21 protein-coding genes are annotated in these 25,265 nt (G+C 67.9%); 7 read left to right on the top strand and 14 right to left on the bottom strand.

All coding sequences use genetic code 11. The features are described 5' to 3' along the window. On the bottom strand, positions 1-104 hold a 104-nt coding region (locus HMPREF2716_RS30050; RefSeq protein ID WP_235221692.1), incomplete at its 3' end, for a hypothetical protein. Between the two features lie 256 nt (positions 105-360). Here HMPREF2716_RS30050 and HMPREF2716_RS17425 point away from each other — a divergent pair. The 3 genes from HMPREF2716_RS17425 to HMPREF2716_RS17415 all read left to right on the top strand — a co-directional run bounded on the left by HMPREF2716_RS17425 (position 361) and on the right by HMPREF2716_RS17415 (position 4,440). Further along, positions 361-1,794: a TldD/PmbA family protein gene (locus HMPREF2716_RS17425; RefSeq protein ID WP_003113321.1), complete on the top strand. Its 1,434-nt coding sequence runs from the start codon at positions 361-363 to the stop codon at positions 1,792-1,794. Next, positions 1,794-3,119 (top strand): TldD/PmbA family protein, encoded by a 1,326-nt coding sequence (locus HMPREF2716_RS17420; protein WP_003113322.1) that lies wholly within the window; start codon positions 1,794-1,796, stop codon positions 3,117-3,119. The genes HMPREF2716_RS17425 and HMPREF2716_RS17420 overlap by 1 nt, the downstream gene beginning before the upstream one ends. Positions 3,120-3,315: 196 nt before the next feature. Next, complete coding sequence (locus tag HMPREF2716_RS17415) at positions 3,316-4,440, top strand: pyoverdine biosynthesis transaminase PtaA (protein WP_023517709.1); 1,125 nt, start codon at positions 3,316-3,318, stop codon at positions 4,438-4,440. Positions 4,441-4,589: 149 nt separating this feature from the next. Here the strand turns inward: HMPREF2716_RS17415 and tpx are convergent, their stop codons facing one another. The 3 genes from tpx to HMPREF2716_RS17400 form a co-directional block, all read right to left on the bottom strand. Then, positions 4,590-5,087, bottom strand: coding sequence for a thiol peroxidase (gene tpx / locus HMPREF2716_RS17410; RefSeq protein ID WP_003089950.1), 498 nt, complete (start codon positions 5,085-5,087; stop codon positions 4,590-4,592). A gap of 134 nt (positions 5,088-5,221) precedes the next feature. After that, positions 5,222-6,571, bottom strand: coding sequence for an alanine/glycine:cation symporter family protein (locus tag HMPREF2716_RS17405; RefSeq protein WP_003113324.1), 1,350 nt, complete (start codon positions 6,569-6,571; stop codon positions 5,222-5,224). Between the two features lie 155 nt (positions 6,572-6,726). After that, positions 6,727-7,638, bottom strand: a complete 912-nt coding sequence (locus tag HMPREF2716_RS17400; RefSeq protein WP_003120066.1) for a LysR family transcriptional regulator — start codon at positions 7,636-7,638, stop codon at positions 6,727-6,729. 118 nt (positions 7,639-7,756) lie between these two features. Here HMPREF2716_RS17400 and HMPREF2716_RS17395 point away from each other — a divergent pair, with 118 nt between their 5' ends. Then, complete coding sequence (locus HMPREF2716_RS17395; RefSeq protein WP_003113326.1) at positions 7,757-8,752, top strand: aldo/keto reductase; 996 nt, start codon at positions 7,757-7,759, stop codon at positions 8,750-8,752. A gap of 230 nt (positions 8,753-8,982) precedes the next feature. Here the strand turns inward: HMPREF2716_RS17395 and HMPREF2716_RS17390 are convergent, their stop codons facing one another. The 9 genes from HMPREF2716_RS17390 to HMPREF2716_RS17350 all read right to left on the bottom strand — a co-directional run bounded on the left by HMPREF2716_RS17390 (position 8,983) and on the right by HMPREF2716_RS17350 (position 21,223). Further along, a complete protein-coding gene (locus HMPREF2716_RS17390; RefSeq protein ID WP_003089962.1) occupies positions 8,983-9,918 on the bottom strand; it encodes a phosphatidate cytidylyltransferase in 936 nt (311 codons plus the stop codon). Between the two features lies 1 nt (position 9,919). Beyond that, complete coding sequence (locus HMPREF2716_RS17385; RefSeq protein ID WP_003113327.1) at positions 9,920-10,549, bottom strand: lysophospholipid acyltransferase family protein; 630 nt, start codon at positions 10,547-10,549, stop codon at positions 9,920-9,922. A gap of 11 nt (positions 10,550-10,560) precedes the next feature. After that, complete coding sequence (locus HMPREF2716_RS17380; protein WP_016852826.1) at positions 10,561-11,013, bottom strand: hypothetical protein; 453 nt, start codon at positions 11,011-11,013, stop codon at positions 10,561-10,563. Next, positions 11,006-12,355 (bottom strand): phosphatase PAP2/dual specificity phosphatase family protein, encoded by a 1,350-nt coding sequence (locus HMPREF2716_RS17375; protein ID WP_016852825.1) that lies wholly within the window; start codon positions 12,353-12,355, stop codon positions 11,006-11,008. The genes HMPREF2716_RS17380 and HMPREF2716_RS17375 overlap by 8 nt, the downstream gene beginning before the upstream one ends. Further along, the gene (locus tag HMPREF2716_RS17370; protein ID WP_004349997.1) at positions 12,355-14,115 is read right to left on the bottom strand and encodes a bifunctional alpha/beta hydrolase/class I SAM-dependent methyltransferase; all 1,761 of its coding nucleotides are present in this window, start codon (positions 14,113-14,115) and stop codon (positions 12,355-12,357) included. Before HMPREF2716_RS17370 ends, HMPREF2716_RS17375 begins: the two co-directional genes overlap by 1 nt. 89 nt (positions 14,116-14,204) lie before the next feature. After that, positions 14,205-14,840, bottom strand: coding sequence for a CDP-alcohol phosphatidyltransferase family protein (locus HMPREF2716_RS17365; protein WP_003104477.1), 636 nt, complete (start codon positions 14,838-14,840; stop codon positions 14,205-14,207). Positions 14,841-14,974: 134 nt separating this feature from the next. Next, positions 14,975-18,640: a translocation/assembly module TamB domain-containing protein gene (locus HMPREF2716_RS17360; protein ID WP_023517710.1), complete on the bottom strand. Its 3,666-nt coding sequence runs from the start codon at positions 18,638-18,640 to the stop codon at positions 14,975-14,977. Continuing rightward, the gene (locus HMPREF2716_RS17355; RefSeq protein ID WP_004343881.1) at positions 18,637-20,376 is read right to left on the bottom strand and encodes an autotransporter assembly complex protein TamA; all 1,740 of its coding nucleotides are present in this window, start codon (positions 20,374-20,376) and stop codon (positions 18,637-18,639) included. The genes HMPREF2716_RS17360 and HMPREF2716_RS17355 overlap by 4 nt, the downstream gene beginning before the upstream one ends. A gap of 133 nt (positions 20,377-20,509) precedes the next feature. Further along, on the bottom strand, positions 20,510-21,223 hold the full coding sequence (locus HMPREF2716_RS17350) for a GNAT family N-acetyltransferase (protein ID WP_003122637.1): 714 nt from the start codon (positions 21,221-21,223) through the stop codon (positions 20,510-20,512). Positions 21,224-21,367: 144 nt separating this feature from the next. On the opposite strand from HMPREF2716_RS17350, the gene xthA reads away from it, so the two are divergent. Then, complete coding sequence (gene xthA / locus HMPREF2716_RS17345) at positions 21,368-22,180, top strand: exodeoxyribonuclease III (RefSeq protein ID WP_003104469.1); 813 nt, start codon at positions 21,368-21,370, stop codon at positions 22,178-22,180. A 110-nt stretch (positions 22,181-22,290) separates the two neighbouring features. Here the strand turns inward: xthA and HMPREF2716_RS17340 are convergent, their stop codons facing one another. After that, the gene (locus HMPREF2716_RS17340) at positions 22,291-22,722 is read right to left on the bottom strand and encodes a VOC family protein (protein WP_016561955.1); all 432 of its coding nucleotides are present in this window, start codon (positions 22,720-22,722) and stop codon (positions 22,291-22,293) included. Positions 22,723-22,816: 94 nt separating this feature from the next. Between HMPREF2716_RS17340 and HMPREF2716_RS17335 the strand changes: the two genes are divergently transcribed. Both HMPREF2716_RS17335 and HMPREF2716_RS17330 read left to right on the top strand, forming a co-directional pair. Next, on the top strand, positions 22,817-23,731 hold the full coding sequence (locus HMPREF2716_RS17335) for a LysR family transcriptional regulator (protein ID WP_075604361.1): 915 nt from the start codon (positions 22,817-22,819) through the stop codon (positions 23,729-23,731). A 59-nt stretch (positions 23,732-23,790) separates the two neighbouring features. Further along, complete coding sequence (locus HMPREF2716_RS17330; RefSeq protein ID WP_073650757.1) at positions 23,791-25,185, top strand: substrate-binding domain-containing protein; 1,395 nt, start codon at positions 23,791-23,793, stop codon at positions 25,183-25,185. Positions 25,186-25,265 lie beyond the last annotated feature (80 nt).

Genomic DNA, 25,265 nt, shown 5'->3' with positions numbered 1-25,265 from the left:
CCCCCCAGCCACATCACCAGGCCGATCACGGCGGCGAAGGCCAGGGCGGTGATCAGCCACGGGCGCAGGGTACGGAACTTGGATTTACCGGTCGTTGGAGTCATGGTTCTTCTTCAGGCTTAGAACGGAGGCGCTTTTTCCAGGCTGCACGATAAGCATTGCAGGGGCCCAGGCAAAGCCTCTTTACCCGCTATTTACCCTTGCTTTACCGATAGTTAGGCATTCCGCCCGCATGCTTCGGCGAGCCACCCGCAGCCTGGCACCAGGCTATGACAACAAACGGCTTGCTCCGTTACGGGCGAAGGCTTGAAATAGAGCGTTCTGCATTCGCCCACTCCGCAATCGGCCAGGGACGCACAGATGATCGACCCGTTGAAACACCGCTTCGCGGCGCTCCGCAGTCGCGCCGAATTCCACTCCTTGCGCTACGTCCAGCGTAGCGGCGAGTACCTCTCGGTGCGCCGCAACGTCAGCGAACCGCCGCACTTCAGCCAGGACCGCGGCGCCATGCTCTGCGTACGGCTGAACGGCGTGGAAGCCTACGCCGCCACCAACGATCTCTCCGCGGCCGGCCTGCAGGCCGCCCTGGAGCAGGCCGAACGGCAAGCCGAGCGGATCGCCCGGCACGCCCTGTTCGACGTCCGCGGATTGCCGCCGGCAAGCGGCCGCTCGCAGTATCGCTCGCCGAACCAGGACGCCCCTTTCCCCTCCCTCGCCGAGTGCTACGAACTGCTCGCCGAGGAGTCCGCCAAGGTGCCGCGCGACGAGCGCCTGGTGAACTGGAGCGTATTCCTCGAAGTCAGCCGCCAGGAACAGCTCTACCTGAACAGCGCCGGCGCCGAGCAATACCACGAGCAGCGCTTCGTCTATCCCGGCGCCAGCGTCACCGCCTACGACGGCCATGACAGCCAGACCCGCAGTTTCGGCGGCCACCATGCCGGCCAGCAGGGCGGCGCCGAAGTGATCGAGCGCCTCGGCCTGGTCGGCGCCGCGCCGCGCATCGCCGACCAGGCCCTGCAACTGCTGGCGGCGCCGAACACCCCGAGCGGCCGCTGCGACCTGCTGCTGATGCCGGACCAGATGATCCTGCAGATCCACGAGTCGATCGGCCACCCGCTGGAGCTGGATCGCATCCTCGGCGACGAGCGCAACTACGCCGGTACCAGCTTCATCAAGACCGAGGACTTCGGTCGCTACCAGTACGGCTCCAGCCTGCTCAACGTCAGCTTCGACCCGGAAATCCCCGAGGAGCTGGCCAGCTACCGCCAGGACGACGACGGCAGCCCCGCGCGCAAGGAATACCTGATCCGCGAAGGCCGCCTGCTGCGTCCGCTCGGCGGCGCCCTGTCGCAACACCGCAGCGGCCTGGAGGGCGTCGCCAACAGCCGCGCCAGCAGTTGGAACCGCGCGCCCATCGACCGCATGGCCAATCTCAACCTGGAGCCCGGCGACAAGAGCTTCGCGCAGCTGGTGGCCGGTATCGAGCGCGGGGTGCTGATGTCCTACAACCGCTCCTGGTCGATCGACGACGCACGCAACAAGTTCCAGTTCGGCTGCGAATGGGGCCAGTTGATCGAGGACGGCGAACTCAAGGGCGTGGTGAAGAACCCCAACTACCGGGGCATCTCCGCGCAGTTCTGGCGCAACCTCAGCGCGGTGGGCGACGCCGGCACCTTCGAGGTGCTCGGCACGCCCTACTGCGGCAAGGGCGAGCCGAACCAGGTGATCCGTGTCGGCCACGCCTCGCCGGCCTGCGTATTCAGCGATGTGGACGTATTCGGGGGAGATACCTGATGCACCAGAGACAGCATTTCGAAGCCCTCGCCGAGGACCTGCGCCGGCATCTGGCCGAGGGCGAGGACTTCACCCTCTGGTACAGCGCCGAGGACTCCGAGTTCATCCGCTTCAACCGGGCGCGGGTGCGCCAGGCCGGCCGGGTGCGCCAGGCCAGCGCGCTGCTCCGGCTGATCCGCGACGAACGCCAGGCGAGCCTCGACCTGACGCTCTCCGGCGCGCCGGAAGAAGACCGCCAGCGTCTGGCCGAAGGCCTTCGGCAACTGCGCCAGAGCCTGGCCTGGATTCCCGCCGATCCCTATCTGCTGCTCGACACCTCGGCCTGGCAGCGAGAGAACCAGGACCTCGGCGCAGCGCCCGACAGCGGCGCGCTGCTGGCCAGCCTCGAACGCCGGGCGCGCGACCTCGACCTGGTCGGCATCTATGCCGCCGGACCGCTGTTCCGTGGCTTCGCCAACTCCTGGGGCGCCTTCGGCTGGCATGCCGGCAGCAGCTTCAACTTCGACTGGAGCCTGTTCCATGGCAACGGCCAGGCGGTGAAGGCCGACTACGCCGGCCAGCGCTGGGACGACGAAGCCTTCGCCCGGCGCTTCGAACAGGCCCGGGAGCAGCTCGGCCACCTGGGCAAGCCGCTGCGCCAGTTGCGCCCCGGCGACTATCGCGCCTACCTGGCGCCGGCGGCGCTCGAGGAAGTCATGCAGATGCTCTGCTGGGGCGGTTTCTCCGCGCGCGCCCTGGCTACCGGCGAAAGCCCCCTGCAACGCCTGCAGAACGGCGACGCCCTGCTCAGCCCGCTGCTGAACCTCGCCGAGCGCCCTGCCACCTCGCCCTCCCCGGCATTCAGCGCGGAAGGCTCGCCGCGCGCCGAGGTCGAACTGGTCGGCAACGGCCGCCTGAGCGGACGCCTGGTGAGTTCGCGCAGCGCCCGCGAATACGGCCTGGTAGCCAATGGCGCCGGCGCCAACGAGGCGCCCACGGCGCTGGACATGGCCGGCGGCAGCCTGGAACAGGCGCGCATCCTCGAGGCCCTGGATACCGGCCTGTACATCGGCAACCTGTGGTACCTGAACTACTCGGACATGCCCGCCGCACGCCTGACCGGAATGACCCGCTTCGCCACCTTCTGGGTGGAGAACGGCCAGATCCGGGCGCCGGTCAGCACCATGCGCTTCGACGACAGCCTGTACAGCTTCCTCGGCGCCCACCTGGAAGACCTCAGCCACGAGCGCGAACTGCGCCTGTCCAGCAATACCTACGGCGAACGCCAGACCGACTCGATGCACCTGCCGGGCGCGCTGACCGGGCGCTTCACCCTCACGCTCTGAATCCACACGGCGCTCCCCGGCGGTTCGCCGCCCGGGAGCGCCGCGTGCGCAATCCGAAGAACGACCGCCGATATTCCGGCGCCATTATCACGCCACCATAAACGGACCGACTCCCTCCTCGTTATCCACTCTGGTGACACACGCCCGAGAGGAACCCACCGCACGCATATCCCATTCGGTACACGGAGGTGAAGCTATGCCCGCTTTGAGTCGTCGTTCGTTCGTGACCCTGACCGCCCTGGCCTCCAGCAGCATCCTGCTGAGCCCGCGAGCCTTCGCCGGGAGCGGCGCGACAAGCGCCGCCGGCAAGCCGCAAGAGACCTTCCTGGATTTCAACGAAAGCCCCTACGGCCCCTCCGCCAAGGCCAGGGCCGCCATGCAGCGGGCGGCCGCGCTCTGCGGTCGCTACGACTACGACGCGCAGGACGCCCTGGTCGGCCTGTTCGCCAAGCAGAACGGCATCCCCGCCGAATGCGTGCACACCTACTGCGGCTCGCGCCAGCCGCTGCAATACGCCGTCGCGGCGTTCACCGGCAAGGAGCGCGGCCTGGTCATCGCCGATCCCTCCTACGACTCCGTGGTCGGCGCCGCCCAGGCCCAGGGGGCGAAGGTCGCTGCCGTGCCGCTGGACGCCGAGGCGGCCCACGACATCGAGCGCATGCTCGCCGCCGCGCAACGCGACGCCGGGCTGATCTATATCTGCAACCCGAACAACCCGACCGGCACCCTCACCCCGCACGAGCGGATCGTCAGGGCGATCGAACGCAAGCCCGAGCGCAGCGTGGTGCTGGTCGACGAGGCGTATATCCATTTTTCCGACGCACCCAGCGTCGTTGGCCTGGCCGTCCAGCGCCAGGATGTGCTGGTCCTGCGTACCTTCTCGAAACTCTACGGGATGGCCGGCGCCCGGCTCGGCCTGGCCATCGGGCATCCGCAGCTGCTGGCGCGACTGGAGCGCTTCGGCGGCCACAACGTGGTGCCCTCGCCAACCGCCCACGCCGGGCTGGAAAGCCTGCGTGACGACGACCTGGTGCCACGGCGCAAGCAGCAGAACGCAGAGGTCCGCGAGCGCACCATCGCCTGGCTGCGCCAGCAGGGCTTCCGCTGCACCGCCTCACAGTCCAACTGTTTCATGGTGGATATGCGCCGTCCCGCCGAGCTGGTCATCGCCGAACTGGAGAAACAGCGGGTGCACGTCGGCCGCCCGTGGGCCTCCTGGCCCAACTGGGTCCGCGTGACGGTAGGCAGCGAGGAAGAGATGCAGGCGTTCCGGAGCGCCTTCGCCGGCGTCAGCCGGCGCCACCAGGTCGCCATGCGCTAGCGCTGCGTCTCTGCGACGCAGGGCGGATGACCGCGCCGCGATTATCCGCCCTGCTCATGGCCCGAGGCGAGCAGCCAAGGGATTCGGGTTCGCCCGTTACCAGCCAGCCTGGCTGACGGTCATGGGACGAAGCGGGTTGGCCGTGGGGCTCAGAGAGCCGCCAGGGCCGCCGCGTAGTTCGGCTCGTCGGCGATTTCGCCGACCAGTTCGCTGTGCAGCACCTTGTTCTGCTCGTCGAGCACCACCACGGCGCGCGCGGCCAGGCCGGCCAGCGGGCCGCTGGCGATGGCCACGCCATAGTTCTCGAGGAACTCGCGACCGCGCAGGGTCGACAGGTTGACTACGTTCTCCAGGCCTTCGGCGCCGCAGAAGCGCTTCTGCGCGAACGGCAGGTCGGCGGAGATGCACAGCACCACGGTGTTGGCCAGCTTGCCGGCCTCGACGTTGAACTTGCGCACCGAGGTGGCGCAGGTCGGGGTGTCGACGCTGGGGAAGATGTTCAGCACCTTGCGCTTGCCGGCGAAGTTTTCCAGGGTCACGTCGGCGAGGTCGCCGCCGACCAGGCTGAAGGCCGGAGCCTGGGCGCCTTTCTGCGGGAGCTGGCCATCGACGTTGACCGGGTTGCCCTTGAGAGTCACTTGAGCCATTGCGTTGATCCTTCTAGTCAGTGAGAAGCCGCCGGCCCTGTGGCCGGCGGCGGAAGCATTCGGGGCCGGCGACGATGCTAGCACGCTTTACCCGAGCGAAAACCTCGGGTTTGAGCGTCGCCGTCCCCCGAGGCTCAACTCCTGGCCTTGGCGAAATACTCCCGGGTCAGGCGGAACACCACCGGACTCAGCAGCAGCAAGGCGATCAGGTTGGGAATCGCCATCAGCGCGTTGAGGGTATCCGCCACCAGCCAGGCGAAGTCCAGCTGGGTCATGGCGCCGAACGGAATCGCCAGGGTCCAGACGATCCGGAACGGCAGGATCGCCCGGGTGCCCGCCAGGTACTCCCAGCAGCGCTCGCCGTAGTAGCTCCAGCCGAGGATGGTGGTATAGGCGAACACCACCAGGGCCAGCGACAGGATGTAGTGGCCGACGCCCGGCATCGCCGCCTCGAACGCCGCCGAGGACAGCGCCGCGCCGCTGGCGCCGCTGGTCCAGACGCCCGAGGTGATGATCGCCAGGCCGGTCAGGCTGCAGATGATCAGGGTATCGATGAAAGTGCCGAGCATACCGATCAGGCCCGAACGCACCGCGCTATGGGTCGTGCCGGCGGCCTGGGCGATGCCGGCGGTGCCGAGGCCGGCCTCGTTGGAGAAGATCCCGCGTGCGACGCCGAAACGGATTGCCGCCATCACCGCTGCGCCGGCGAAGCCGCCGGTGGCGGCGATCGGCGTGAAGGCGTGGGTGAAGATCAGTTGGAACGCGCCGGGAATCGCCTCGGCATGGACCACCAGGACGATCACCGAGGCGACGATGTAACCGACGCACATGAAGGGCACCAGGGCTTCGGCGACCTTGCCGATACGGCGGATGCCACCAAGGATCACCAACCCGGTGACGAGCATGGTGGCGACCCCGGTGACCCAGTCGGGCACGCCGAAGGAAACCTCCAGGGCATCGGCCATGCTGTTGACCTGGACCATGTTGCCGATACCGAAGCCGGCGAGCCCGCCGAACAACGCGAAGGCCGCGCCGAGCCAGGCCCAGCGCTTGCCCAGACCGTTCTTGATGGCATACATCGGACCGCCGACGTGTTCGTTGCGCTCATCCTTCTCGCGGTAGTGCACCGCCAGCACCACTTCGGAGAACTTGGTGGCCATTCCCACCAGCGCGGTGCACCACATCCAGAACAGCGCGCCCGGGCCGCCGAGGAAGATCGCCGTGGCCACCCCGGCGATGTTGCCGGTACCGACGGTGGCCGCCAGGCAGGTCATCAGCGCCTGGAACGGGCTGATCTCGCCGCTGCTCTCGTCATCCTTGCTACGCCCCTGCCAGAGCAGGCGAAAGCCGACTCCCAGGCGCACCAGGGGCATGAACTTCAACCCCAGCATCAGGTACAGGCCGGTGCCGAGAATCAGCACCAGCATCAACGGCCCCCAGACCACGCCGTTCAGGTCGACCACCCACTTCTGCAAGCTTTCCATCAGCGATCCTTATTCTTGTTCGAATGAATGCGGCCTGGCGGCAGCGGGCATCCGGAACTCGGACGAACATCCCTGCTCGACAGGCCAAGGCTGCCGATCCTAACGAGGTTCTCTCGGCGAAATCGAGAAAAATCTTCGCCCGGAAAGCCTGCGTCTCATTGCGTCTCGCCGGCCGCCTGGCGACCGAACAGTTCCACCAGCCAGTCGACGAACACCCTCACCCGCGGCGACAACTGGCGCTGCGAGGGATACACGGCATGCAGCGGCAGCGATGGCGGCAACCATTCTCCGAGCACTTGTCGGAGGCTACCGTCGGCCAGGCCGGCGGCGACGTGATAGTGCGGCGCCTGGATCAGCCCGAGCCCGGCCCGGCAGGCGGCGACGTAGGCATCGGCGTTGTTGACGCTGACCCGGCTGCGCATCGGCAACGTGCGCAGACGCCCGTCGACGCTGAACTCGAAGTCGAAGGTACGCCCGCTGGAAGGCGACTGGTAGTTCACCGCGAGGTGCCCGCCGAGCTCGGCGAGCTGCCGCGGATGGCCATGACGCTCCAGGTAGGCGGCGCTGGCGCAGGTGACCTGCGGCAGGTCGGCCAGGTGCCGGCCGACCAGGCTGGAATCGTGCAGTTCGCCGACCCGCAGCACGCAGTCCGCGCCCTCGCGCAGCAGGTCGACCAGGCGATCGTTGCTGCTCAACTGCAGCTCCAGTTCCGGGTAGCGCTCGCAGAACTCCGGCAGGAACGGAATCACCCGCATCCGCCCCAGTGCGCCCGGCAGGTCGACCCGCAAGCGCCCGCGCGGGTTGTTCAGGACGCGTGGAAAGCAGCTTTCCGCCTCCTCCAGGTCCGCCAGCAGGCGCACGCAACGCTCGTAGTAGGCCTGCCCGTCGAGGGTCAGGCTGACCTGGCGGGTGGTGCGCTGCAGCAACTGCACGCCAAGGTGCGCCTCCAGTTGCTGGATCGCCTGGGTCACGCTGGCGCGCGGCAGCTCCAGGCTGTCCGCGGCCTTGCCGAAGGCGCCCAGCTCGACGATGCGGGTGAAGGCCTGCATGGCCTGGAAACGATCCATCGGACACCCTCGATTATTTGGAAAATACGAATGGTAAAACCGTAATTATGGGCTTTATCCAGACCAATGCAGAGCGAAGAATGACGACGTTTTCCTTCCCTCCCGCGAGGCTCGACACATGAAAACCCGTCAACTCGGCCACAACGGCCCTTCCGTCTCCGCCATCGGCCTCGGCTGCATGGGCATGACCGACTTCTACACCACCGGCGGCGACCGCCAGGAGGCCATCGCCACCCTGCATCGCGCCGTGGAACTCGGGCTGAACTTCTTCGATACCGCCGACATGTACGGCCCGCACAGTAACGAGGAACTGCTCGGCGAGGCCCTGCGCGGCAAACGCGAGCAGGTGTTCCTGGCCAGCAAGTTCGGCATCGTCCGCGACCCTGCCAATCCCCGGGCGCGCGGCGTCGACGGCAGCCCGGCGTACATCCGCCGCGCCATCGAAGGCAGCCTGAAGCGCCTCGGTACCGACCGCCTGGACCTGTACTATCAGCACCGCATGGACCCGCAGGTACCCATCGAGGACAGCGTCGGCGCCCTCGCCGACCTGGTGAAGGCCGGCAAGATCCGCCACATCGGTCTCAGCGAAGCCTCGGCGGAAACCCTCGAGCGTGCCCACCGGGTGCACCCGATCAGCGCGTTGCAGAGCGAGTACTCGCTGTGGACCCGCGATCCGGAGGACACCGGGGTGCTCGCCGCCTGCCGTCGCCTGGGCATCGCCTTCGTCCCCTACAGCCCGCTGGGCCGAGGTTTCCTTACCGGCACCCTGAAGCGCCCGGAAGACTTCGCCGCCGACGACTACCGTCGTTTCAGCCCGCGCTTCCAGGGCGAGAACTTCGCGAAGAACCTGAAGCTGGTGGACAAGGTCGGCGAACTGGCCGCAGCCAAGGGCGTGAAACCCTCGCAACTGGCGCTGGCCTGGGTGCTGGCGCAGGGCGATGACCTGATCCCGATTCCCGGCACCAAGCAGCGGCGCTACCTGGAGGAGAACGTCGCCGCGACGGAATTGCGCCTGAGCGCGGCGGAACTGGCCGAGCTGGATGCGATCTTCCCCGCCGAGGCGGTCGCCGGCAGTCGCTATAGCGAGGAAGGCATGCGCCTGGTCAATCTCTGAGACAGTGAAGCTGCAGTCACGTCCCCGTATGCCGGAGCCTGGTTGTAGGGCGAATCACCGCTTGCGGTTATCCGCCGCTTATCCGGGGTTTCGGCGGATACCGCCTGTGGCGGTATCCGCCCTACGGGTCTCTATCGCTCGCAATTTCCTGGCTGCCTACACGGCAGGAAAACGACGACGGGGCGGCCGCCATCGGCAACCGCCCCGCTCCCCTCGGCGCCAGGCGAACCTCAGGGCGTCCACCAGTAGCGCACCACGTGGAAGAAGATCGGCGCGGCGAAGCACACCGAGTCCAGGCGGTCGAGCATGCCACCGTGACCTTCGATCATGTGCCCCCAGTCCTTGACCCCACGGTCGCGCTTGATCGCCGACATCACCAGGCCGCCGAAGAAGCCCAGCAGGTTGATCAGCAGCGCGATCAACGCCGCCTGCCAGAGGTTGAACGGGGTGATCCACCACAGCGAGGCGCCGATGGCGGTGGCCAGGGCGATGCCGCCGACGAAGCCTTCGACGGTCTTCGACGGCGACAGGTTGGGAGCGATCTTGCGCTTGCCGAACAGCTTGCCGCAGATGTACTGCATCACGTCGGAGAGCTGCACGACGATCACCAGGTAGGCGATCAGCAGCAGGTTGCGCCCCTCGAAGCCGGGGATGTCGAGGGTCAGCAGCGCCGGCACGAAGGAGATACAGAACACCGCCAGCATCAGGCCCCACTGCACTTTCGAGGCGCGCTCGAGGAAGTGCTTGGTGTCGCCGCCCAGCGAGGCGAGGATCGGCAACAGCAGGAACACGTACACCGGGATGAAGATCGAGAACATGCTGTACCAGTCGATGTAGATCAGCAGGTACTGCATCGGCAGCACGAAGTAGAACGCCGCCACCAGCGCCGGGTAGTCGCTGCGCCGGGTCGGGGTGAGGGTGATGAACTCGCGCAGGGCGTAGAACGACACGCCATAGAACAGCAGGATTACCGCCGCCTGGCCAAGCCAGAAGGCGAAACCGATCACCAGGACCATCGCCCACCAGGCGTTGATCCGCGCGTTCAGGTTGTCGATCACCGCGTTCGGGCCGGGACCGGCGCGCCACTTGAGGACGAAGCCGACCAGCGAGGCGAGCAGCAGCAGCGCGCCGATCCCGCCGAAGAGCATCCAGGTCTGTTCGTTCATCTCAGGCCTCCTCTTCCGGCGCCAGGTCCAGCAGGGCCATGCGCGCTCGTTCGAGGAACGCCTCCTTGCCTTCTTCCGCCGTGGCGACCAGCGGCTTGCCGAAGCTCAGGGTGCAGAGCAGCGGCAACGGCAGCATGCGGCCCTTGGGCATGACCCGGTTGAGGTTGGCCAGCCAGACCGGCACCAGCTCGACGTCCGGGTGGGCCAGGGACAGGTGGTAGATACCGCTCTTGAATGGCAACAGCTTGACCTCGTCGTCCAGGTTGCGGGTGCCCTCGGGGAAGATGATCAGCGAATCGCCGCCGTCCAGGGCGCGGTCGAGGGGTTCGAGCGGATTGGCATTGGCCTCGCTGCGCTGGCGGTCGACCAGCACGCCGTTGAACACCTTGTTGATCACGTAGCTGCGCAGGCCGGCCTTGTTCCAGTAGTCGGCGCCCGCCACCGGCCGGGTACGCCGCCGCACCTCCGGCGGCAACGAGGCCCAGAGCAGGACGAAGTCGCCATGGCTGCTGTGGTTGGCGTAATAGATGCGTTGCTTGGGGATCGGCGTGGTGCCCAGCCAGAGGCTGCGCAAGCCGGTGATGGCGCGGGCGCCGGCGATGATGCCATAGGCGACGACTGATTCGAGCATGGGAAGACTCTTCAGGTTTGAGCGTTGAATAGAGGGACCGACAACAGGCACGACAAGGCCAGCAGGAACTGGGCGCCACAGGCCAGCGCCTGCCAGCGTAGCAGGCGCAGGGCGCCGCGGCTGCGCTGGTGCCAGGTGCGCCCTGCGGCGTCCGCGCGGGCCAGGCCGAGATCGGCCAGGGCCCGGTCCAGGTCTTGGGTCTGCGCTTCCAGCCTGTCGCCGACGTGGCTGAAACGTTCGAACAGTTCGGCGTCCAGGGCCACTCGCAGCGCCCAGTACTTCTGCCACAGGCCGAGCATGGCGATCGCCAGCATCGCCGCAGCGAAATAGCGCCAGCCGATGCCCTGCACGGCCTGGTACAGGCCCAGCCCGATGGCCAGCAGGGTCAGTGCGGCGGACAGCCGGTCAAGCTCGCGGCCACGGCGCAGCAGGGCCGCCACCAGGGCCAGGGTTTGCTCAGGCATGGCGCACCTCGCCCAGTTCCGCCGATGGCTCCGGCACGCTTCCGCTCAACGCCGCGAGGGTCCGCCGCTGGGCCTCGCCCAGCAGCACTTGCGGTCGCGCCCGACGTAACACGGCCACGGCCGACTCGACGTCCGCCGCGCGGCCGCTGAGCAGCAGCCAGGCGGCGACCAGCGTGGCGCTGCGCGAATAGCCCAGGGCACAGGCCACCAGCAGCGGCCCTTGCGCCAGCAGTTCGTCGATCAGCACCGCGGCGCGCCGGCAGTCCTCGACGTCCGGCGCGACCAGGTCGAGCAACGGCAGGCTGCGATAGGCCAGCCCCTGCGGCTTGCAGGAAAGTTCGGCGGTAGCGTCGAGCAATGCGCGGAAGCGGCCGTCGGCCAGTTCCGCGGACGACGGCAGGCGCCCCAGCCAGAGGCCCGGCAGCACCTCGTCCGGCTGCGGCCGGCGACGGGTCCAGAGCCAGGCGTTGATCCGCGCGGCAAGCAGATATGGCGCCAGCAGCCAGCGCGCGGCGGCGCTCAGGCGGCCAGTGCTGCCCTTCTGGAAGCCGGCGGCGCCGAACAGCAGGTAGTTCAGCGCCACCAGCGCCAGCGCCAGCGCCGGCCAGCACAGCCACAACGCCGCACCGCCGACGGCAAAGGCGACGGCGGCGCAGGCCAGCGCGCCGAGGCCGTAGCGAGCGGCCAGCCGCCGCCGTTGCCGGTCGCGGCTCAGACTGGCGCGGGCGAACGGCGCGGGCTGCGCCTGCGGCCACAGCCAGACGCACAGCCAACCGGCCAGCGCGCCGGTGGGCACGTCGATGAAATGGTGCTGCCAGGTGGTCAGCACCGACAGCCCGATCAGCGCGAACCAGCCATGCAGCAGCCAGCGCCAGGCGCCGCTGGCGTAGCGCGCGTAGCAGACCCAGAGCACTACCAGCAGGGCGATGTGCAGCGACGGTGCCTGGTTGTACGGTTTGTCGAACCCCATCAGCACGTCGAACAGCCAGCCGAACACGCCGCCCAGTTCCGGCCGTTCGAAGGTGAAGCGCAGGGGGAACAGCAGGAAGCAGGTCACCGACAGCACCTGGGCGCTGAGCAGGCGCAGGCAGTGGGTGTCCAGCTCGCGCTTGTCCCGCGGCAACAACAGCGACAGGCCGTAGAGCAGGTCGATCGACCAGTACGGCAGGATGGTCCAGGGCCACAGCGGCATCCCGCGTTCCCAGTCGAAGACCAGGCTGCCGACGTCGCCGCGCTGGCTGGTCAACCAGTTGGCCAGGCCATAGCTGGCGAAGAAGAACGGGCCGAGGAACAGCAGCCAGAGCACCGCCCGCTTCAGTACCCCCGGCTCGCGCGGCGCCATCAGCGGGCGACCTTCTGCGCCAGCGATACGCTGAAGATGCCCCACTGGTCGACCCGCTGGGTGATCTTGCGGAAGCCGGCGGCGGCCACCAGTTGGTCCATTTCCGCCTGGGTCCGGCGCCGCATCACCCAGGCCTGGCCCTGGCGGTGGCTGGTCAGCGCGCGGGCGATCAGTTCCAGTTGCGGGTGCCAGGGCTGTCCGGTGTAGACCAGGTAGCCGCCCTCCTCCAGCGCCTCGCCGAGGCCGGCGAGGGAGTCGCCGACCATGCGGTTGTCGGCGAACAGCTCGTAGAGCCCGGAAACCACCCCGAGGCTCGGCTTCGGTTGCAGCGCCGCCAGGTCGGCGCGATCGAAGGCGTCGCCCTTGACGAAGCGGGCGATGCCGGCGAGGCCCTTGCTTTCGATCAGGGCGCTGCCGTCACGCACGTTGATCTCGCTGTAGTCGCGCAGGAGGATGCTTTCCGGCAGCGGCTCGACGCCTTGCAGGGCTTCGAGGATGTAGCGGCCGTGGCCGGCGGCGATGTCGACGATGCGCACCTCGCGCTGCTCCTCACGCAACCGCTGCATGGCCAGGCGCAGCAGCTCCTCGGCGTGCAGCTTGCGCTGGCGGATGCCGCGCCAGCCGATGGAGTCCAGGTAGTTGCGGTCGATTAGGCGACCCAGCGGGCCGCTGCCGCTGGGCTGGTTGCGGTAGACATAGTCGAGGGTGCTGCCGGAATCGAAACCGGTGTCGAAGCCCAGCTTGACCCCGTCCGACCACAGGCTGCCCAGGCGCAGCCCGGCACGGGTGGCGCGCCAGTAGAGATCGCGCGGCGAGTTCTTCGGCAACGGCGCGGCCAGCGCCTCGGCCTCGGCGCAGGTATGGCCCAGGCGGTCGGCATCGAGCAGGCTCGGTCGTTCGGGGGCCGTGGCGAATGCCTCGAGGAGGAAGCGCCGGGCACGGCCGACGGCCAGGTGACGATCGCGCTCGCCAAGGGTGTCGTGGAAGAAGCCGGGCAGGATGTGCTTTTCCTTGCGCAGGCTGCCGAGACGCTCGAAGAAGCGCTCCTGCGGCGCACGATGGACGACGAAGTCGGCCCCGGAAATCAGCAGTTGGGTGGGAATCTGGATCGCCTGTGCGTCCGCTACCACCCGCTCGGCAGCTTCGTAGAGGCCGAGCAGGACGTTCACCGAGATCGCCTTGGCGATCAGCGGGTCGCTGTCGTAGGAGGCGATCCGCTGCGGGTCGTGACTGAGGAAGCGTGCCTTGACATAGCTGTTGACGAAGAAATTGCCGCGCCACAGGCGCATCAGTTTCAGCCCGCTGCGGGCGAACGGCACGTAGAGCTTGACCTGGAACGCCGGCGAAGCCAGCACCAGTGCGCGCACCTTCGGCGCGTAGTCGTGGGCCCAGGTGGAAACCAGCACCGCGCCGACGCTCTGCGCCACCACCGCCATCCGCTCTTCGGCGATACCGTGGACGGCCTGGATATGGTCGACGAAGGTCTGTACGTCGCGCACGCTGGTGGCAAAGCTCGGGCTGTCGCCGCGGGCGCCTGGCGAGAGGCCGTGGCCACGGGCGTCCCAGGCGAAGAAGTCGTGTTCCGGCAGGTCGAGTTCGTCGACCAGGTGGGCGATCCGCCCGGAGTGCTCATGGCCGCGGTGGAACAGCAGCACCGCCTGGCGCGTGCCGTCCGGCGCCGGGCGGCTGGCCGGCCAGTGGCGGTAGAAGAGCTCTACCCCGTCGTGGGTGGTGAAACGCAATTCCTGTACGTCGCGCATGTGATGTCCCTATGTCGTTGCCCCGGCCGGGATCCCGGCGGGGTTGCTTCCTGCGGGCGCCCACCTCCATGGCGTTCGCCCGTTCCCTCTCAGGCCTGGCCGTCGCTGCCCCGTCGACTCGCGGCCAGCTCGGCCAGGCCCTGGCGCACGCGGTTGCCGATGGTCAGCAACAGCAGGGCCGCGATCAGCAACATCAGCCAGTCGATCCAGGCCAGCGGCAACAGGCCGCTGGCCACCCCGGCGCCGATCACGCCGAAACACAACGCCCGGTCGCTCTTGCCCATCGGGCCGTCGTAGCGGCGCGAAGCGCCGACCATGGTGCCCAGCGCGCCAGCATATTCGCTGATCACCGCCAGCAGCACCACCAGCACCACCCACAGCGGGTTGACTCCCGGCAACAGGGCGAACGGCAGGTACAGGCCGCTGTCGGCGATCACGTCGGTGAGTTCGTTGAGGTAGGCGCCCAGGTCGGATTTCTGGCCGAACTCGCGGGCGAGCATGCCGTCCACCGCGTTCAGCGCCATGCGCAGGAACATCCACAGCGGAACGAGGGCGAACAGCCAGAGATGGCTGGCGAAACCGGCGACCAGCGCGCCGACCAGCAGCGACAGCAGGCAGGCCGCCAGGGTTACCTGGTTGGCAGTGATGCCGCGCTGGTAGAGGCGCTGCACGCCGGGACGAAGAAGATTCTGAAAGCGCGGTTTGAGTTGATAGACGGAAATCATGTCAGCCAGTCCTTGTGCCGAGTTGCTTCGGGCACCGACCTGGCGGTCGGCGCCCGCTCCATTCTACGACGTCGATGCGCCGCTAAAAGTGACACACTTTTATGCGTTACGCATGGTCCGTATCAGCGCATCCGTCAGAAATCGCGCTTGAAGAACAGGTCCAGCGAACTGGCCAGGCCGCTCGCCGCTTCGAGATAGAGGCGTTTGGTCAACTGGTAGCGCAAGGCGATGGTATTTGCCGGTTCGAACACTCCAACACCATAGCGCAGGCTGAGCTTGTCGGTGATATTCCCGCTGGCGACCACGCTGGTGCTGTTGCCGGTGCCCTCGGTGTCCAGCTGGAAGTCCTGGATGCCGAGCTGCTTGGCGATTTCCCCGGTGAGCGGTGCGCTACCGGCCAGGCCCAGGGCCAGGGCCGCCTCGCCGAGCATGTTGCTGTCTTCGCCGGTGCTCATCGGCCGCCCCAGCACCAGGTAGGACAACGCCTGCTCCTGGCTCATCGCCGGTTCGGAGAATACCGCGCTGGTCGGCTGCTCGGCGCTGCCGGTCAGGCGCAGGCCGGCGACCACGTCGTCGACCCGGCGGATCGCCTCGATATCCAGGTACGGCTGGTCGATCGGTCCGGCGAAGAACAGCCGCGCCCTACGGATCGTCAGGCGCTGGCCGTAGGCACGATAGCGGCCCTTGTTCAGGTTCAGCTCGCCGCGGGTATCCAGGTTGTCGCCGATGTGCAGGTGGCCGGCCAGTTCGGCGCTGAGGCCGAAGCCGGAAAACGCCAGCTTGTCCTGGCCGACCTCGACATCGATGTCCATCTTCATCTTCAGCGGCTGCTGCTCGGGCTGCTCGGAGCCGACGATCACCGCGTCGTCGGAGACCTTGACCGTGGATGGCGGCAACTGGCGGATGGTGATGTCGCCACGCGGCACCAGGACCTTGCCGGAGATCGCCAGCTCCTGGCCGGCCATGCCGATCTTCAGGTCCGGTTCCACCTCCAGTTGCGCATAGGGATCGACCACCACCGGCAGGCGGTTGCCACGGATGTTCAGGGCGACGTTCAGCGCCTCGCCCCAGCTCAGGTTGCCGGACAGGCTGCCCTGGCCGTACCTGCCGCTGCGCCAGCCGCCGCCGAGTTCCAGGCTTTCGCCAGCGATGCGAGCGTCGAGGGAAAGGTTCTCGAAGCTGGTCGGCAGCTCGCCGCCGCCGATGTTGCCGTCGCTCAGCGTCACCCGTCCGTCGACCCGCGGCGCCAGCAGGCCGCCGGACAGCCGGCCGCTGCCGTTCAGCCTGCCTTGCAGTTTCTCCACCATCGGCACGAACGGGCGCGCCAGCGACAGGTCGAGGCCGGCCAGGCTGAACTCGCCGCTCAGCGGCTTGCTCGCCGGGCGCGGGTCGATCTGCGCCTGCACCCGCAACTCGCCGAGCTTCGGTCCGCGGAAGTCGAGGGAGGTATCGACGCGGTTGGGCGCCAACCGGCTCTCCAGGCGCAGGCTGTCGTAGCCGACGTCGACCCACTGGCCCTGGTCGCGCAGGCGCAGCGTACCGCTGCCGGCGTCCAGGCTGACCACGCCGCTCGGGCCGCGGGCCGGAACGTCCAGTTGCAGGTCGCCGTTCAGCTTGCCCTGCCAGGCGAAGTCCTCGGGGAACCATTGCTTCAGGCTGTCCAGCGGGAAGTCGCGCAGGGTGTAGCGCAGCCGCGGCTCGGGCAGCAGGCGCTGCTCGCCGCCGCAGAGGCTGGCGGCGCCGGATACCCAGCAATGTGCGCCGAAATTGACCCTGCCGTCGGCCAACCGCTCCAGGCGCGCCGGCTGCTGTAGCTTCCAGTCCTGGCCGCCGCTGCTCAACTCGCCGCGCGCCAGGCGACCGCGCCAGTTGCCGCGCTCCAGTTGCCCGTCGAAGGCCAGGCCGAGCTTGAGCAAGGCGCCTTGCAGGTCCAGTTCCAGTTGCTGGCGGCGTTGGTCGCCGCGGGCATTGGCCTTGAACAGGCCGAGGTCGGTTTCGCCGCTGCGCAGGCCGGAAGCGACCAGCGCCAGGGTGCCGTTCTGCCGGGCATCGAGGTTCGCCTGCAGGTCGAGGCCGGCGATGCGCTGCTCGGCGTAGGCGATCTGCTGTCCCTTGAGGTTCAGCCTGCCTTGCGGCGCCGCGAGGCTGCCAGCCAGGTCGAGGCGTCCGTCGAGGCGACCGAAGAGTTGCGGCCAAAGCTGGCCGAGACGGTTCAGGGCGATGTCCAGGCGGCCTTGCAGGCGCTGGTCGAGCGCCCCGCTGCCCTGAACCTTGTTATCCCCCAGGCGCAGGTCGAGGTTGCCCAGCGTCCAGCGCTGCCCCTCGCCCTCGGCGCGCGCCTGGAATAGCGCCGGCTGGCCGCGCAGGCGGCCCTTGACGTCGAGATCCACCCCCAACGCCAGCCGCTCGTCGCGAACACTTCCCTGGCTGCGCAAGGGACCGGCCAGTGAACCCGGCAGCTCGGCGACCCAGTAAGCCGGGTTCAGTTCGCTGAGCTGCAGGGCGGTATCCCAAGCCACGCCATTGTCGAAACGCAACGTCACCCGCCCCTCGGCCTGGCCTTGCCCGGCGCGGAGCTGCAGCGACGGCAGGTTGAGCTGAACGAGGTCGCCGGACACCGGGCTGGCCAGCGTGAAGTCGCCCGCCGGACCGCTCGCCGCCGCGCTGAAATTGCCCAGGTAGCGCTGGTCCTGGTAATGCACTTCCGCCTTGAAGGTCTTCAGCGTCACCGGCGGCGGCTCCGCCAGCGGATACAGGCGCAGCCAGGGGAAATCCTTCCAGTCCAGGGTCGCGTCGGCGGCCAGGCTTTCGCGCCAGTCCAGGCGTCCGACCAGCTCCAGGCGCTGCTCGCCGCCAGCGTCCAGGCGCAGTTGGCGGATATCCGCGCCCTGGGCGTCGACCCGCCCGTCCAGGCTCAACGCCACCGCCCCGCCCTCGCCCGGCAGGCTGGCGCCACCGCGGATCAGGTAACCGCTCTTGAGATCGCCGCCGGCATCGAGCTGGATGGCATTCAGGGTCAAGGTGTCCGGTAGTCCGGCCGCACCCTTGAAACCGTCGGCGCGGATCAGCAATCGTGCCGGCAGGTTTTCCGCCAGCGCCTGCAACTCTCCTTCCAGGCTGCCGTCCAGGTAACCGCTGCTGCGGCCTTTCAGGGTCAGCGCCTGCTGCAGCTCACCGCCGACCTGGACGGCCAGCTTCCACGGCTTGCCTTCGGGAGCGGGCAGGCCGAGCGTGGCTTCGGCCTGCAAGGGCCAGTCGCCGCTCGGCTGCAAGCGCCCCTGGAGCGCCAGGTCCAGGCCGAAGCCCCGCGCCGTCAGCGAGTCGATGTGCAGGCCGTCGGCCAGCCAATGGGCCGCCAGCTTGAGTTCGGCGACCTGCTGGTTGCCGTCGAGCAGGAAGCTGCCGACCGCCACTTCGCCGAGCTCGATGCTCAGCGGCAGTTTCAGCGTCGGCAGGCTGATCGGCCCGCTGTCGGCGCTGTCGCCGCTCGGCGGCAGGTCCAGCGCGACCCGCTCGGCGGCCACCCGCTGCAGGCACAGGCGCAGCCCCGCCAGGCAGGCCGGCGACCAGCGCAGTTCAGGCCGCTCGACGACCAGTTGCGTACCGTCCTGCGCCCAGGACAGCCGCCGTGCCTGCCAGGCGCCACCGAGGCGACCCTCGAAGCCGCTGACCTGCAGGCCCGGCACGCGGCCGAGCAGCCAGGCGCTGCCGGTCTGGGTGCCGAGCAGCGCAGCGAGTCCCAGGAGCAGCGCGAGGAGCAGCCCGACTATGGCCAGCAAGGTGATCTTCAGCGCCTTCACAGTTCTGGCCCCATGGAGAAGTGCAGGCGGAAACCGCCGTCGTCGTCGAGCGCATGGGCCAGGTCGAGGCGCAACGGGCCGACCGGCGAGACCCAGCGCACGCCGAAGCCGACCCCGGTCTTGATCGACGGGAAGTCCAGCGAGTTGAAGGCGTTGCCCTGGTCGACGAAGGTCGCCAGGCGCCAGCGCTCGGCCAGCGGATATTGATACTCGACGCTGCCGGCGATCATGTAGCGGCCACCGATCTTGTCGCCATCGGAATTCTCCGGCGACAGCGTCCGGTAGTCGTAGCCACGCACGCTCTGGTCGCCGCCAGCGAAGAAGCGCAGCGAGGGCGGGATCGACTTGTAGTCGTTGGTGGCGATTCCGCCTACCTGCAGGCGGCCGAGCAGGCGATGGCCGCCGGCGAAGCTGGTCAGGCCCTTGGCCATGGCGTCGACATGGAGGACGTCGGCGTCGGCCAGCAGGCCTTCCTTCGCCCCCTTGACGTTGAACTGCAGGCGGTAGCCATGGCTGGGGTCGACCTTGTTGTCGGTCTCCAGCAGCGAGTAGCCGATCCCCGGCATCAGGAAGCTGCTCAGCCCGGAGTCGTCGCCCAGCTTGTACTCCTCGCGCATCCAGTTCAGCGAAACCACCCGCTGCCAGCCATCGGGCCGCTTGCTGTGCCATTCGCCGCCAAGGGTCAGCAGCTTGCTCTCGGTGTCGACCAGGTCTTCGAACTGGTAGCCGCTGGTGAAGCGCAGCTTGTCGGTGAGCGGCGGATCGAGGGGAATCTCGTACCAGGCGCCGACGTTCTGCCGCGGTGCGGAGATTTCCGACTCGAATCCCAGGCTATGTCCTTCGGCATTCACCCAATGGCGGGTCCAGTTGAACCTCGCGCGCGCCCCGACGTCGGTCGAGAAACCGAGGCCGACGCCCATGGTCCGGGGCTTGCGCGCCTCCAGCCGGACCGCTACCGGGATCGCCTGGCGCGCGCCGTCGGCCTGCGCCTGGGTCGGCGCGGCGTCGACCCGCACGCCCTCGAAGTAACCGCTGGATTGCAGGTTCTGGTTGAGTTCGGCGATCAGTTCGGAGTCATAGGGTTGGCCGGCCTTGAACGGCACCATGCGGCGCAACAGTTCTTCCTCGATGATCGAGTCGCCGTCGAAGCTCACCTTGCCGAAGGTGTAGCGCTGGCCGCTGTCGTAGACCAGGTCGATGTCGGCGATGCCGGCGCGCGGATCGATGCTCAGGCGCTGGGTGCTGAAGCGGCCCTGGAAGAAGCCGTAGCGCGAGGCCTGGTTCTGGATCAGCCGCTTGGCATCCTCGTAGACACCCTGGTTCAGCTTCGCGCCCGGTTTCAGCTGCTTGCCCGACGGCAAGCGGAAGCTCTCCAGGCTGGCGGCCTCGCCGAGCACCTGGATATTCACCTGGCGCAGGCGCACGGGCTCGCCGGGCACTACCTTGAGCGTGAGCTTCGGCGGCTTGCCGTCCTTCACCTCGCTGTCGATCTGCGCCTGGAAGTAGCCGAGCGCCTGGGCCGCCTTTTCCGCCTGCGCCTCGGCATTGCGGCGGAAACGTTGCAACGCCGCCTCGTCCCGCTCGCCGAGGCTACCCACATAGGCCTCGATATTGGCCTTCAGGGCGGCATTGGCGGGGGTGACGCGCACGCTAAGCTGGCTCTCCGCGAAGGCGGCCGTACTCAGGCACAGCAGCCCGGCCAGCGGGAACCGGAACAATCCTTGAGTCAGTCTCATGGCGCGGATGCTACGCAGGCGGGTGGCGCGCGTCCAGATTTGCGCGGACGCCGCCGACCACCTCCTGACATTCGGGTTTTATGACGCCAAGCGCCTGACAGGCATGGCTTTTCTCGCGCGTCCGGGGGAACGCTCAGGTCGCCGCCGGCGTCTCGCCAGGATGCAGGAGGACGTGCTCGCGCACCGCTCCCAGCGTCACCTCGCCGATCTCGCGGTAGCCGTGCCGCTGGTAGAAGTCCAGGTAGCGCGCATTGCCGGTATCCAGGACCAGCCCCTGCGAAGCGGAGTCCTCGGCGCACCAGCGCTGCACGGCCGCCAGCAACTGCTCGCCGATCTGCCTGCCCTGGTACTCGGGATGCACGCCGAGCATCGGCAACTGGTGGTGGGGGCCGACCGGCAGGCAGGCCTGCACCGCCCGGTGGTAATCCAGGTAGCGCCGGGTCGCGGCCAGGCCGACGCTGAACAGCATGCGCAGGCGCCAGCTCCAGCTCTCGGTGATATCCAGGCGCCGCTGCGGCGGCGTGATCAGGGCCGCCGCGACCAGCCGATCGTCGATGAACAGGCCGATGGCCGGCAACTCTTCGCCCAGATGGCGCTCGACCATCTCCCGGACGCAGGCACGCACGCGCTGGTCGTAGCCGGCGCGCTGCGCATCCATCAGGTAGGCGAAGGTCGGTTCGTGGCGGTAGGCGTGGTAGAAAAGCGAGCGGACTTCGCGACTATAGCCGTCGTCGAGCAGACGGACATCGGTGACCTGATCAGGCATGGAACGCATTCCTTGTCGGCCGCAGGCGCAGCGACACGCACGCTTCGCCACGGCGATTGGTCGAGCGGATGGCCTGGCCATCCCCGTCCGCGGCAGACCACAGGGCCGGCAAGGCGCCAAGCCACACAGCCATCGGGTACCCGGCGGACACTAGCACAGCGCCTCCAGGGTCGCCAGGCATCCCCCGGCTGGGCTAGCATTCCTGTTTTTGCCAGGACGCCCACCATGAAAATCGTCTCTTTCAATATCAACGGTCTGCGCGCCCGGCCGCACCAGTTGGCGGCGCTGATCGAGCGGCACCAGCCCGACGTGATCGGGCTGCAGGAAACCAAGGTCGCCGACGACCAGTTTCCCCAGGCCGAGATCGAGGCGCTCGGCTACCACGTCCACTACCACGGGCAGAAAGGCCACTACGGCGTCGCCCTGCTCTCCCGCCAGGCGCCCCTGGAACTGCATCGCGGCTTCCCGAGCGACGGCGAGGAATCCCAGCGGCGCTTCATCTGGGGCACCTTCAGCGACGCCCAGGGCAACCCGATCACCGTGATGAACGGTTACTTCCCGCAAGGCGAGAACCGCGAGCATCCGACCAAGTTCCCGGCCAAGCAGCGCTTCTACGCCGATCTCCAGTCGCTGCTGGAGAACAGCTTCAAGCCCGAGCAGGCCCTGGTGGTGATGGGCGACATCAATATCTCGCCGGAGGACTGCGACATCGGCATTGGCGAGGAAAACCGCAAGCGCTGGCTGAAGACCGGCAAGTGCAGCTTCCTGCCGGAAGAGCGCGAATGGCTGGCTACCTTGAAGAACTGGGGCCTGGTCGACAGCTTCCGGGCCCTGAATCCGGAGGTGAACGACCGCTTCAGCTGGTTCGACTACCGCAGCCGTGGCTTCGAGGACAACCCCAAGCGCGGCCTGCGCATCGATGTGATCCTGGCCAGCCGGGTGCTGCAGTCGCGCTTCAAGGACGCCGGCATCGACTACGACCTGCGCGGCATGGAGAAGCCCTCCGATCACGCCCCGATCTGGCTGGAACTGGCCTGAGGCTCAGCCCAAGGAAAAGGCTCATCCCCCGGATGAGCCTTCAGGCGATCGCTACCTGGTCCGGGCGATCTCGCCGACGCCGCCCCCCTATCCGGCGCGGGGCCTTTCCCTCAGGCAGGATTGTCCACCCGCGGCCCCTTCAGCTCCACTCGATTGCCATCCGGGTCTAAGAAGTACAGCGACCAGCCGTCGCCCTCGGCGCCGAAGCGGATTTCCGCGGGAACCTGCGGGACCAGGCCGAACCCCTCGAGATGGGCGACCAGCGCGGCCTCGTCGAACGGCTCGATGCGCACGCAGAAATGGTCGACGTTGCGCCCTTCCCCACCCGGAGCCGCACCGCCCTCCCGGCCGAGCGCCCCGGACACCGCGACCAGATCGAGCATCGACGTGCCCAGGCGCAGATGGGCCAGCTCCAGGTCGTCGCGCCACTTCACCACCACGCAACCGAGGACATCGCGATAGAACGCGATGCTGCGTTCCAGGTCGCGGACCCGCAGGACGATGTGATCGAGACGTTCGACGACGAAGGGTTGCATGGTCATTCACCTCTTGGACCGTGGACTATGGCAAGACTTTAGCCAGCACACCTCGGGTTGATAATGGTTTAATCCCTGATTCATTGATTACTGACAGTGAATTATCCCCGTGGATCACCTCACCGCTCTCAAGGTCTTCCGCGCCGTGGCCGCGAATGGCGGCTTCGCCGCCGCGGCCCGGCAGATGAATCTCTCGCCGGCCGCCGTGAGCAAGAACGTCGCCGAGCTGGAAGCGCACCTCAAGGTGCGCCTGATCAATCGCACCACCCGCAGCATGAGCCTGACCGAGGCCGGCGAAGTCTACCGGCAGCGCCTGGAGCGCATCCTCGACGACCTCGAGGCCGCCGACGCCGCGCTCACTTCGATGCAGCAGGGCCCCAGCGGCCTGCTGCGGGTCAGCGCCCCGCTGACCCTCGCCCTCACTTGCCTGACCCCGGCCATTCCGGCTTTTCTCCAGCGTTATCCGGACCTGCGCCTGGAACTGCTCCTGCAGGACGGCCGCCAGGACCTGATCGCCGAAGGCATCGACCTGGCCCTGCGTGGTAGCGACCGGGTTGCGGACTCCGGCCTGGTCGCCCGCCCGCTGCTGGTCCTGGAGCACGTGCTCTGCGCGGCGCCGGCCTACCTCAGTCAGCATGGCCAGCCGCTGCGGCCGGAGGCCCTGCGCGAACACGAGTGCATCCGCTTCAGCCTCTCTGGCCATGCCGACCGCTGGACCTTCCGCAAGGACCGCGAGTGCATAGCGGTGCCTATCGCCGGCCGTTACCGGGTGTCCTCCAGCCTGGCGGTGCGCGATGCCCTGCTCGCCGGCTTCGGCTTGAGCCTGATCCCACGGCTGTACGTACAGGCGGAACTGGCCGAAGGCCGCCTGGTTGAATTGCTGGCTGACTGGAAGGCCGACGAGACGGCGATCCACGCGGTCTATCCATCGCGCCAACTGGCCGGCAAGACCCGGGTGTTTCTCGACTTCCTGACCGAGACAATGGCGCAGGGCCATGATTCCCCAACGCTGTAACCTTAGCGTCCCCCGTCTGACTTAATCTCGCCGGCAAATCCCTTCCCCCATAGAAGACGATGCCCGCGATGCCACACCGCCAGCGCGCCAGTGACAAAGACCTCTGGAGCCGTACCCTGAGCCTGGTTTTCCTCGGATTCCTCTGTTACGCCTTCCCCTGGTCGGTATTCGCCGCCCCCTTGCCGATCCCCACGGACGACACGCCGGCGCTGCGCATCCAGGGTTCCAACACCATCGGCGCGAAGCTCCTGCCGGCCCTGGTCGAGAGCCTGATGGAAGAGGAAGGCCTGGAGGATATCCGCCGTACCCCCGGAGAACGGGAAAACGAACTCCATCTGCTCGGCAAGAGCCGCGACGGCCGCCTGGTGAGGGTGGAGCTATCCGCCCACGGTTCGAGCACCGGCTTCGCCGCCCTCCTCGAACGCCACGCCGAACTCGCCGCGGCCTCGCGTCCCGTCAAGGACAGCGAAGTTCGCGCCCTGGCCGGCTTCGGCGACCTGCGCAGCCCATATGCCGAGCAGGTGATCGCCATCGACGGACTGGCGATCATCCTGCATCCGGACAACCCGCTGGCCTCGCTGGACACCGCGCAACTGGCGGCGGTGTTCGCCGGCGAGGTGCGTACCTGGGAAGAACTGGGCGGCAAGGGCGGCGCCATCCGCCTGTACGCTCGCGACGAGCAGTCCGGCACCTACGACACCTTCAAGGAACTGGTGCTGGCCAGTCACGGCAAAAGCCTGGCCAGCGACGCCCGCCGCTTCGAATCCAACGATCGGCTGGCGGCCGCGGTGAGCGCCGATCCGCACGCCATCGGCTTCGTCGGCATCGCGTCGGTGGGCCGGGCCCGCGCCTTGGCCATCGCCGACGGCGAATCGCTGCCGATGGCGCCCCAGGAAAGCCTGATCGCCACCGAGGACTATCCGCTGTCGCGCCGCCTGTTCCTCTACCTGAAGCCCGGCGAGAAGAACCCCTGGGCCCAGGCCCTGGTACGTTTCGCCCAGGGCCCGCGCGGCCAGGCGATCGTCACCCGCAGCGGCTTCGTCGCGCAGAAGATCCAGGCGGTGCAGATCGCACCGCGCCCGCAGATGCCCGCCGAATACCGCAAGCTCGCGGAACAGGCGCGGCGCCTGACGGTGAACTTCCGCTTCCAGGAAGGCAGCGCGCTGCTCGACAACAAGGCACTGCTCGACGTACAGCGTTTGCTGGACTACCTGCGGCAAAATCGGAAGTTGCAGGAGCGCACCGTGCTGGTGGGCTTCGGCGATCCCAAGTCCGACGCAGAGCGCTCGGTCCTGCTTTCGCGCCTGCGCGCCATGGCCGTGCGCCGCGAACTGGCCCGCGGCGGCGTGAGTTTCCGCGAGATCGCCGGCTTCGGCGACGAGTTGCCGGTCGCCAGCAACGACCAGGAACTGGGCCGACAGAAGAACCGGCGGGTGGAAGTCTGGGTCTACTGAACGCTGTAGCACTTTGTAACCTCGCCGTTTTGCCGGCGCCCGGAGCCTGGTTTATTTTTTCCGAGTGACTGCGGGCCCCT

It is taken from the genome of Pseudomonas sp. HMSC076A11 (genome assembly GCF_001810205.1).
GTDB lineage: Bacteria > Pseudomonadota > Gammaproteobacteria > Pseudomonadales > Pseudomonadaceae > Pseudomonas > Pseudomonas aeruginosa.
The sequence above is the reverse complement of the archived record's forward strand: the minus strand, read 5'-3'. Positions and strand labels throughout refer to the sequence as shown.

What these genes read in the sequence shown, in the direction of transcription:
- tpx (WP_003089950.1), bottom strand. Translation starts at nt 5,087, where the DNA reads ATGGCTCAAGTGACTCTCAAGGGCAACCCGGTCAACGTCGATGGCCAG.
- HMPREF2716_RS17350 (WP_003122637.1), bottom strand. Translation starts at nt 21,223, where the DNA reads ATGGCCAGGCCATCCGCTCGACCAATCGCCGTGGCGAAGCGTGCGTGT.
- HMPREF2716_RS17420 (WP_003113322.1), top strand. Translation starts at nt 1,794, where the DNA reads ATGCACCAGAGACAGCATTTCGAAGCCCTCGCCGAGGACCTGCGCCGG.
- xthA (WP_003104469.1), top strand. Translation starts at nt 21,368, where the DNA reads ATGAAAATCGTCTCTTTCAATATCAACGGTCTGCGCGCCCGGCCGCAC.
- HMPREF2716_RS17375 (WP_016852825.1), bottom strand. Translation starts at nt 12,355, where the DNA reads ATGGCGCCGCGCGAGCCGGGGGTACTGAAGCGGGCGGTGCTCTGGCTG.
- HMPREF2716_RS17415 (WP_023517709.1), top strand. Translation starts at nt 3,316, where the DNA reads ATGCCCGCTTTGAGTCGTCGTTCGTTCGTGACCCTGACCGCCCTGGCC.
- HMPREF2716_RS17380 (WP_016852826.1), bottom strand. Translation starts at nt 11,013, where the DNA reads ATGCCTGAGCAAACCCTGGCCCTGGTGGCGGCCCTGCTGCGCCGTGGC.
- HMPREF2716_RS17330 (WP_073650757.1), top strand. Translation starts at nt 23,791, where the DNA reads ATGCCCGCGATGCCACACCGCCAGCGCGCCAGTGACAAAGACCTCTGG.
- HMPREF2716_RS17390 (WP_003089962.1), bottom strand. Translation starts at nt 9,918, where the DNA reads ATGAACGAACAGACCTGGATGCTCTTCGGCGGGATCGGCGCGCTGCTG.
- HMPREF2716_RS17365 (WP_003104477.1), bottom strand. Translation starts at nt 14,840, where the DNA reads ATGATTTCCGTCTATCAACTCAAACCGCGCTTTCAGAATCTTCTTCGT.
- HMPREF2716_RS17405 (WP_003113324.1), bottom strand. Translation starts at nt 6,571, where the DNA reads ATGGAAAGCTTGCAGAAGTGGGTGGTCGACCTGAACGGCGTGGTCTGG.
- HMPREF2716_RS17370 (WP_004349997.1), bottom strand. Translation starts at nt 14,115, where the DNA reads ATGCGCGACGTACAGGAATTGCGTTTCACCACCCACGACGGGGTAGAG.
- HMPREF2716_RS17340 (WP_016561955.1), bottom strand. Translation starts at nt 22,722, where the DNA reads ATGACCATGCAACCCTTCGTCGTCGAACGTCTCGATCACATCGTCCTG.
- HMPREF2716_RS17385 (WP_003113327.1), bottom strand. Translation starts at nt 10,549, where the DNA reads ATGCTCGAATCAGTCGTCGCCTATGGCATCATCGCCGGCGCCCGCGCC.
- HMPREF2716_RS17395 (WP_003113326.1), top strand. Translation starts at nt 7,757, where the DNA reads ATGAAAACCCGTCAACTCGGCCACAACGGCCCTTCCGTCTCCGCCATC.
- HMPREF2716_RS17400 (WP_003120066.1), bottom strand. Translation starts at nt 7,638, where the DNA reads ATGGATCGTTTCCAGGCCATGCAGGCCTTCACCCGCATCGTCGAGCTG.
- HMPREF2716_RS17355 (WP_004343881.1), bottom strand. Translation starts at nt 20,376, where the DNA reads ATGAGACTGACTCAAGGATTGTTCCGGTTCCCGCTGGCCGGGCTGCTG.
- HMPREF2716_RS17425 (WP_003113321.1), top strand. Translation starts at nt 361, where the DNA reads ATGATCGACCCGTTGAAACACCGCTTCGCGGCGCTCCGCAGTCGCGCC.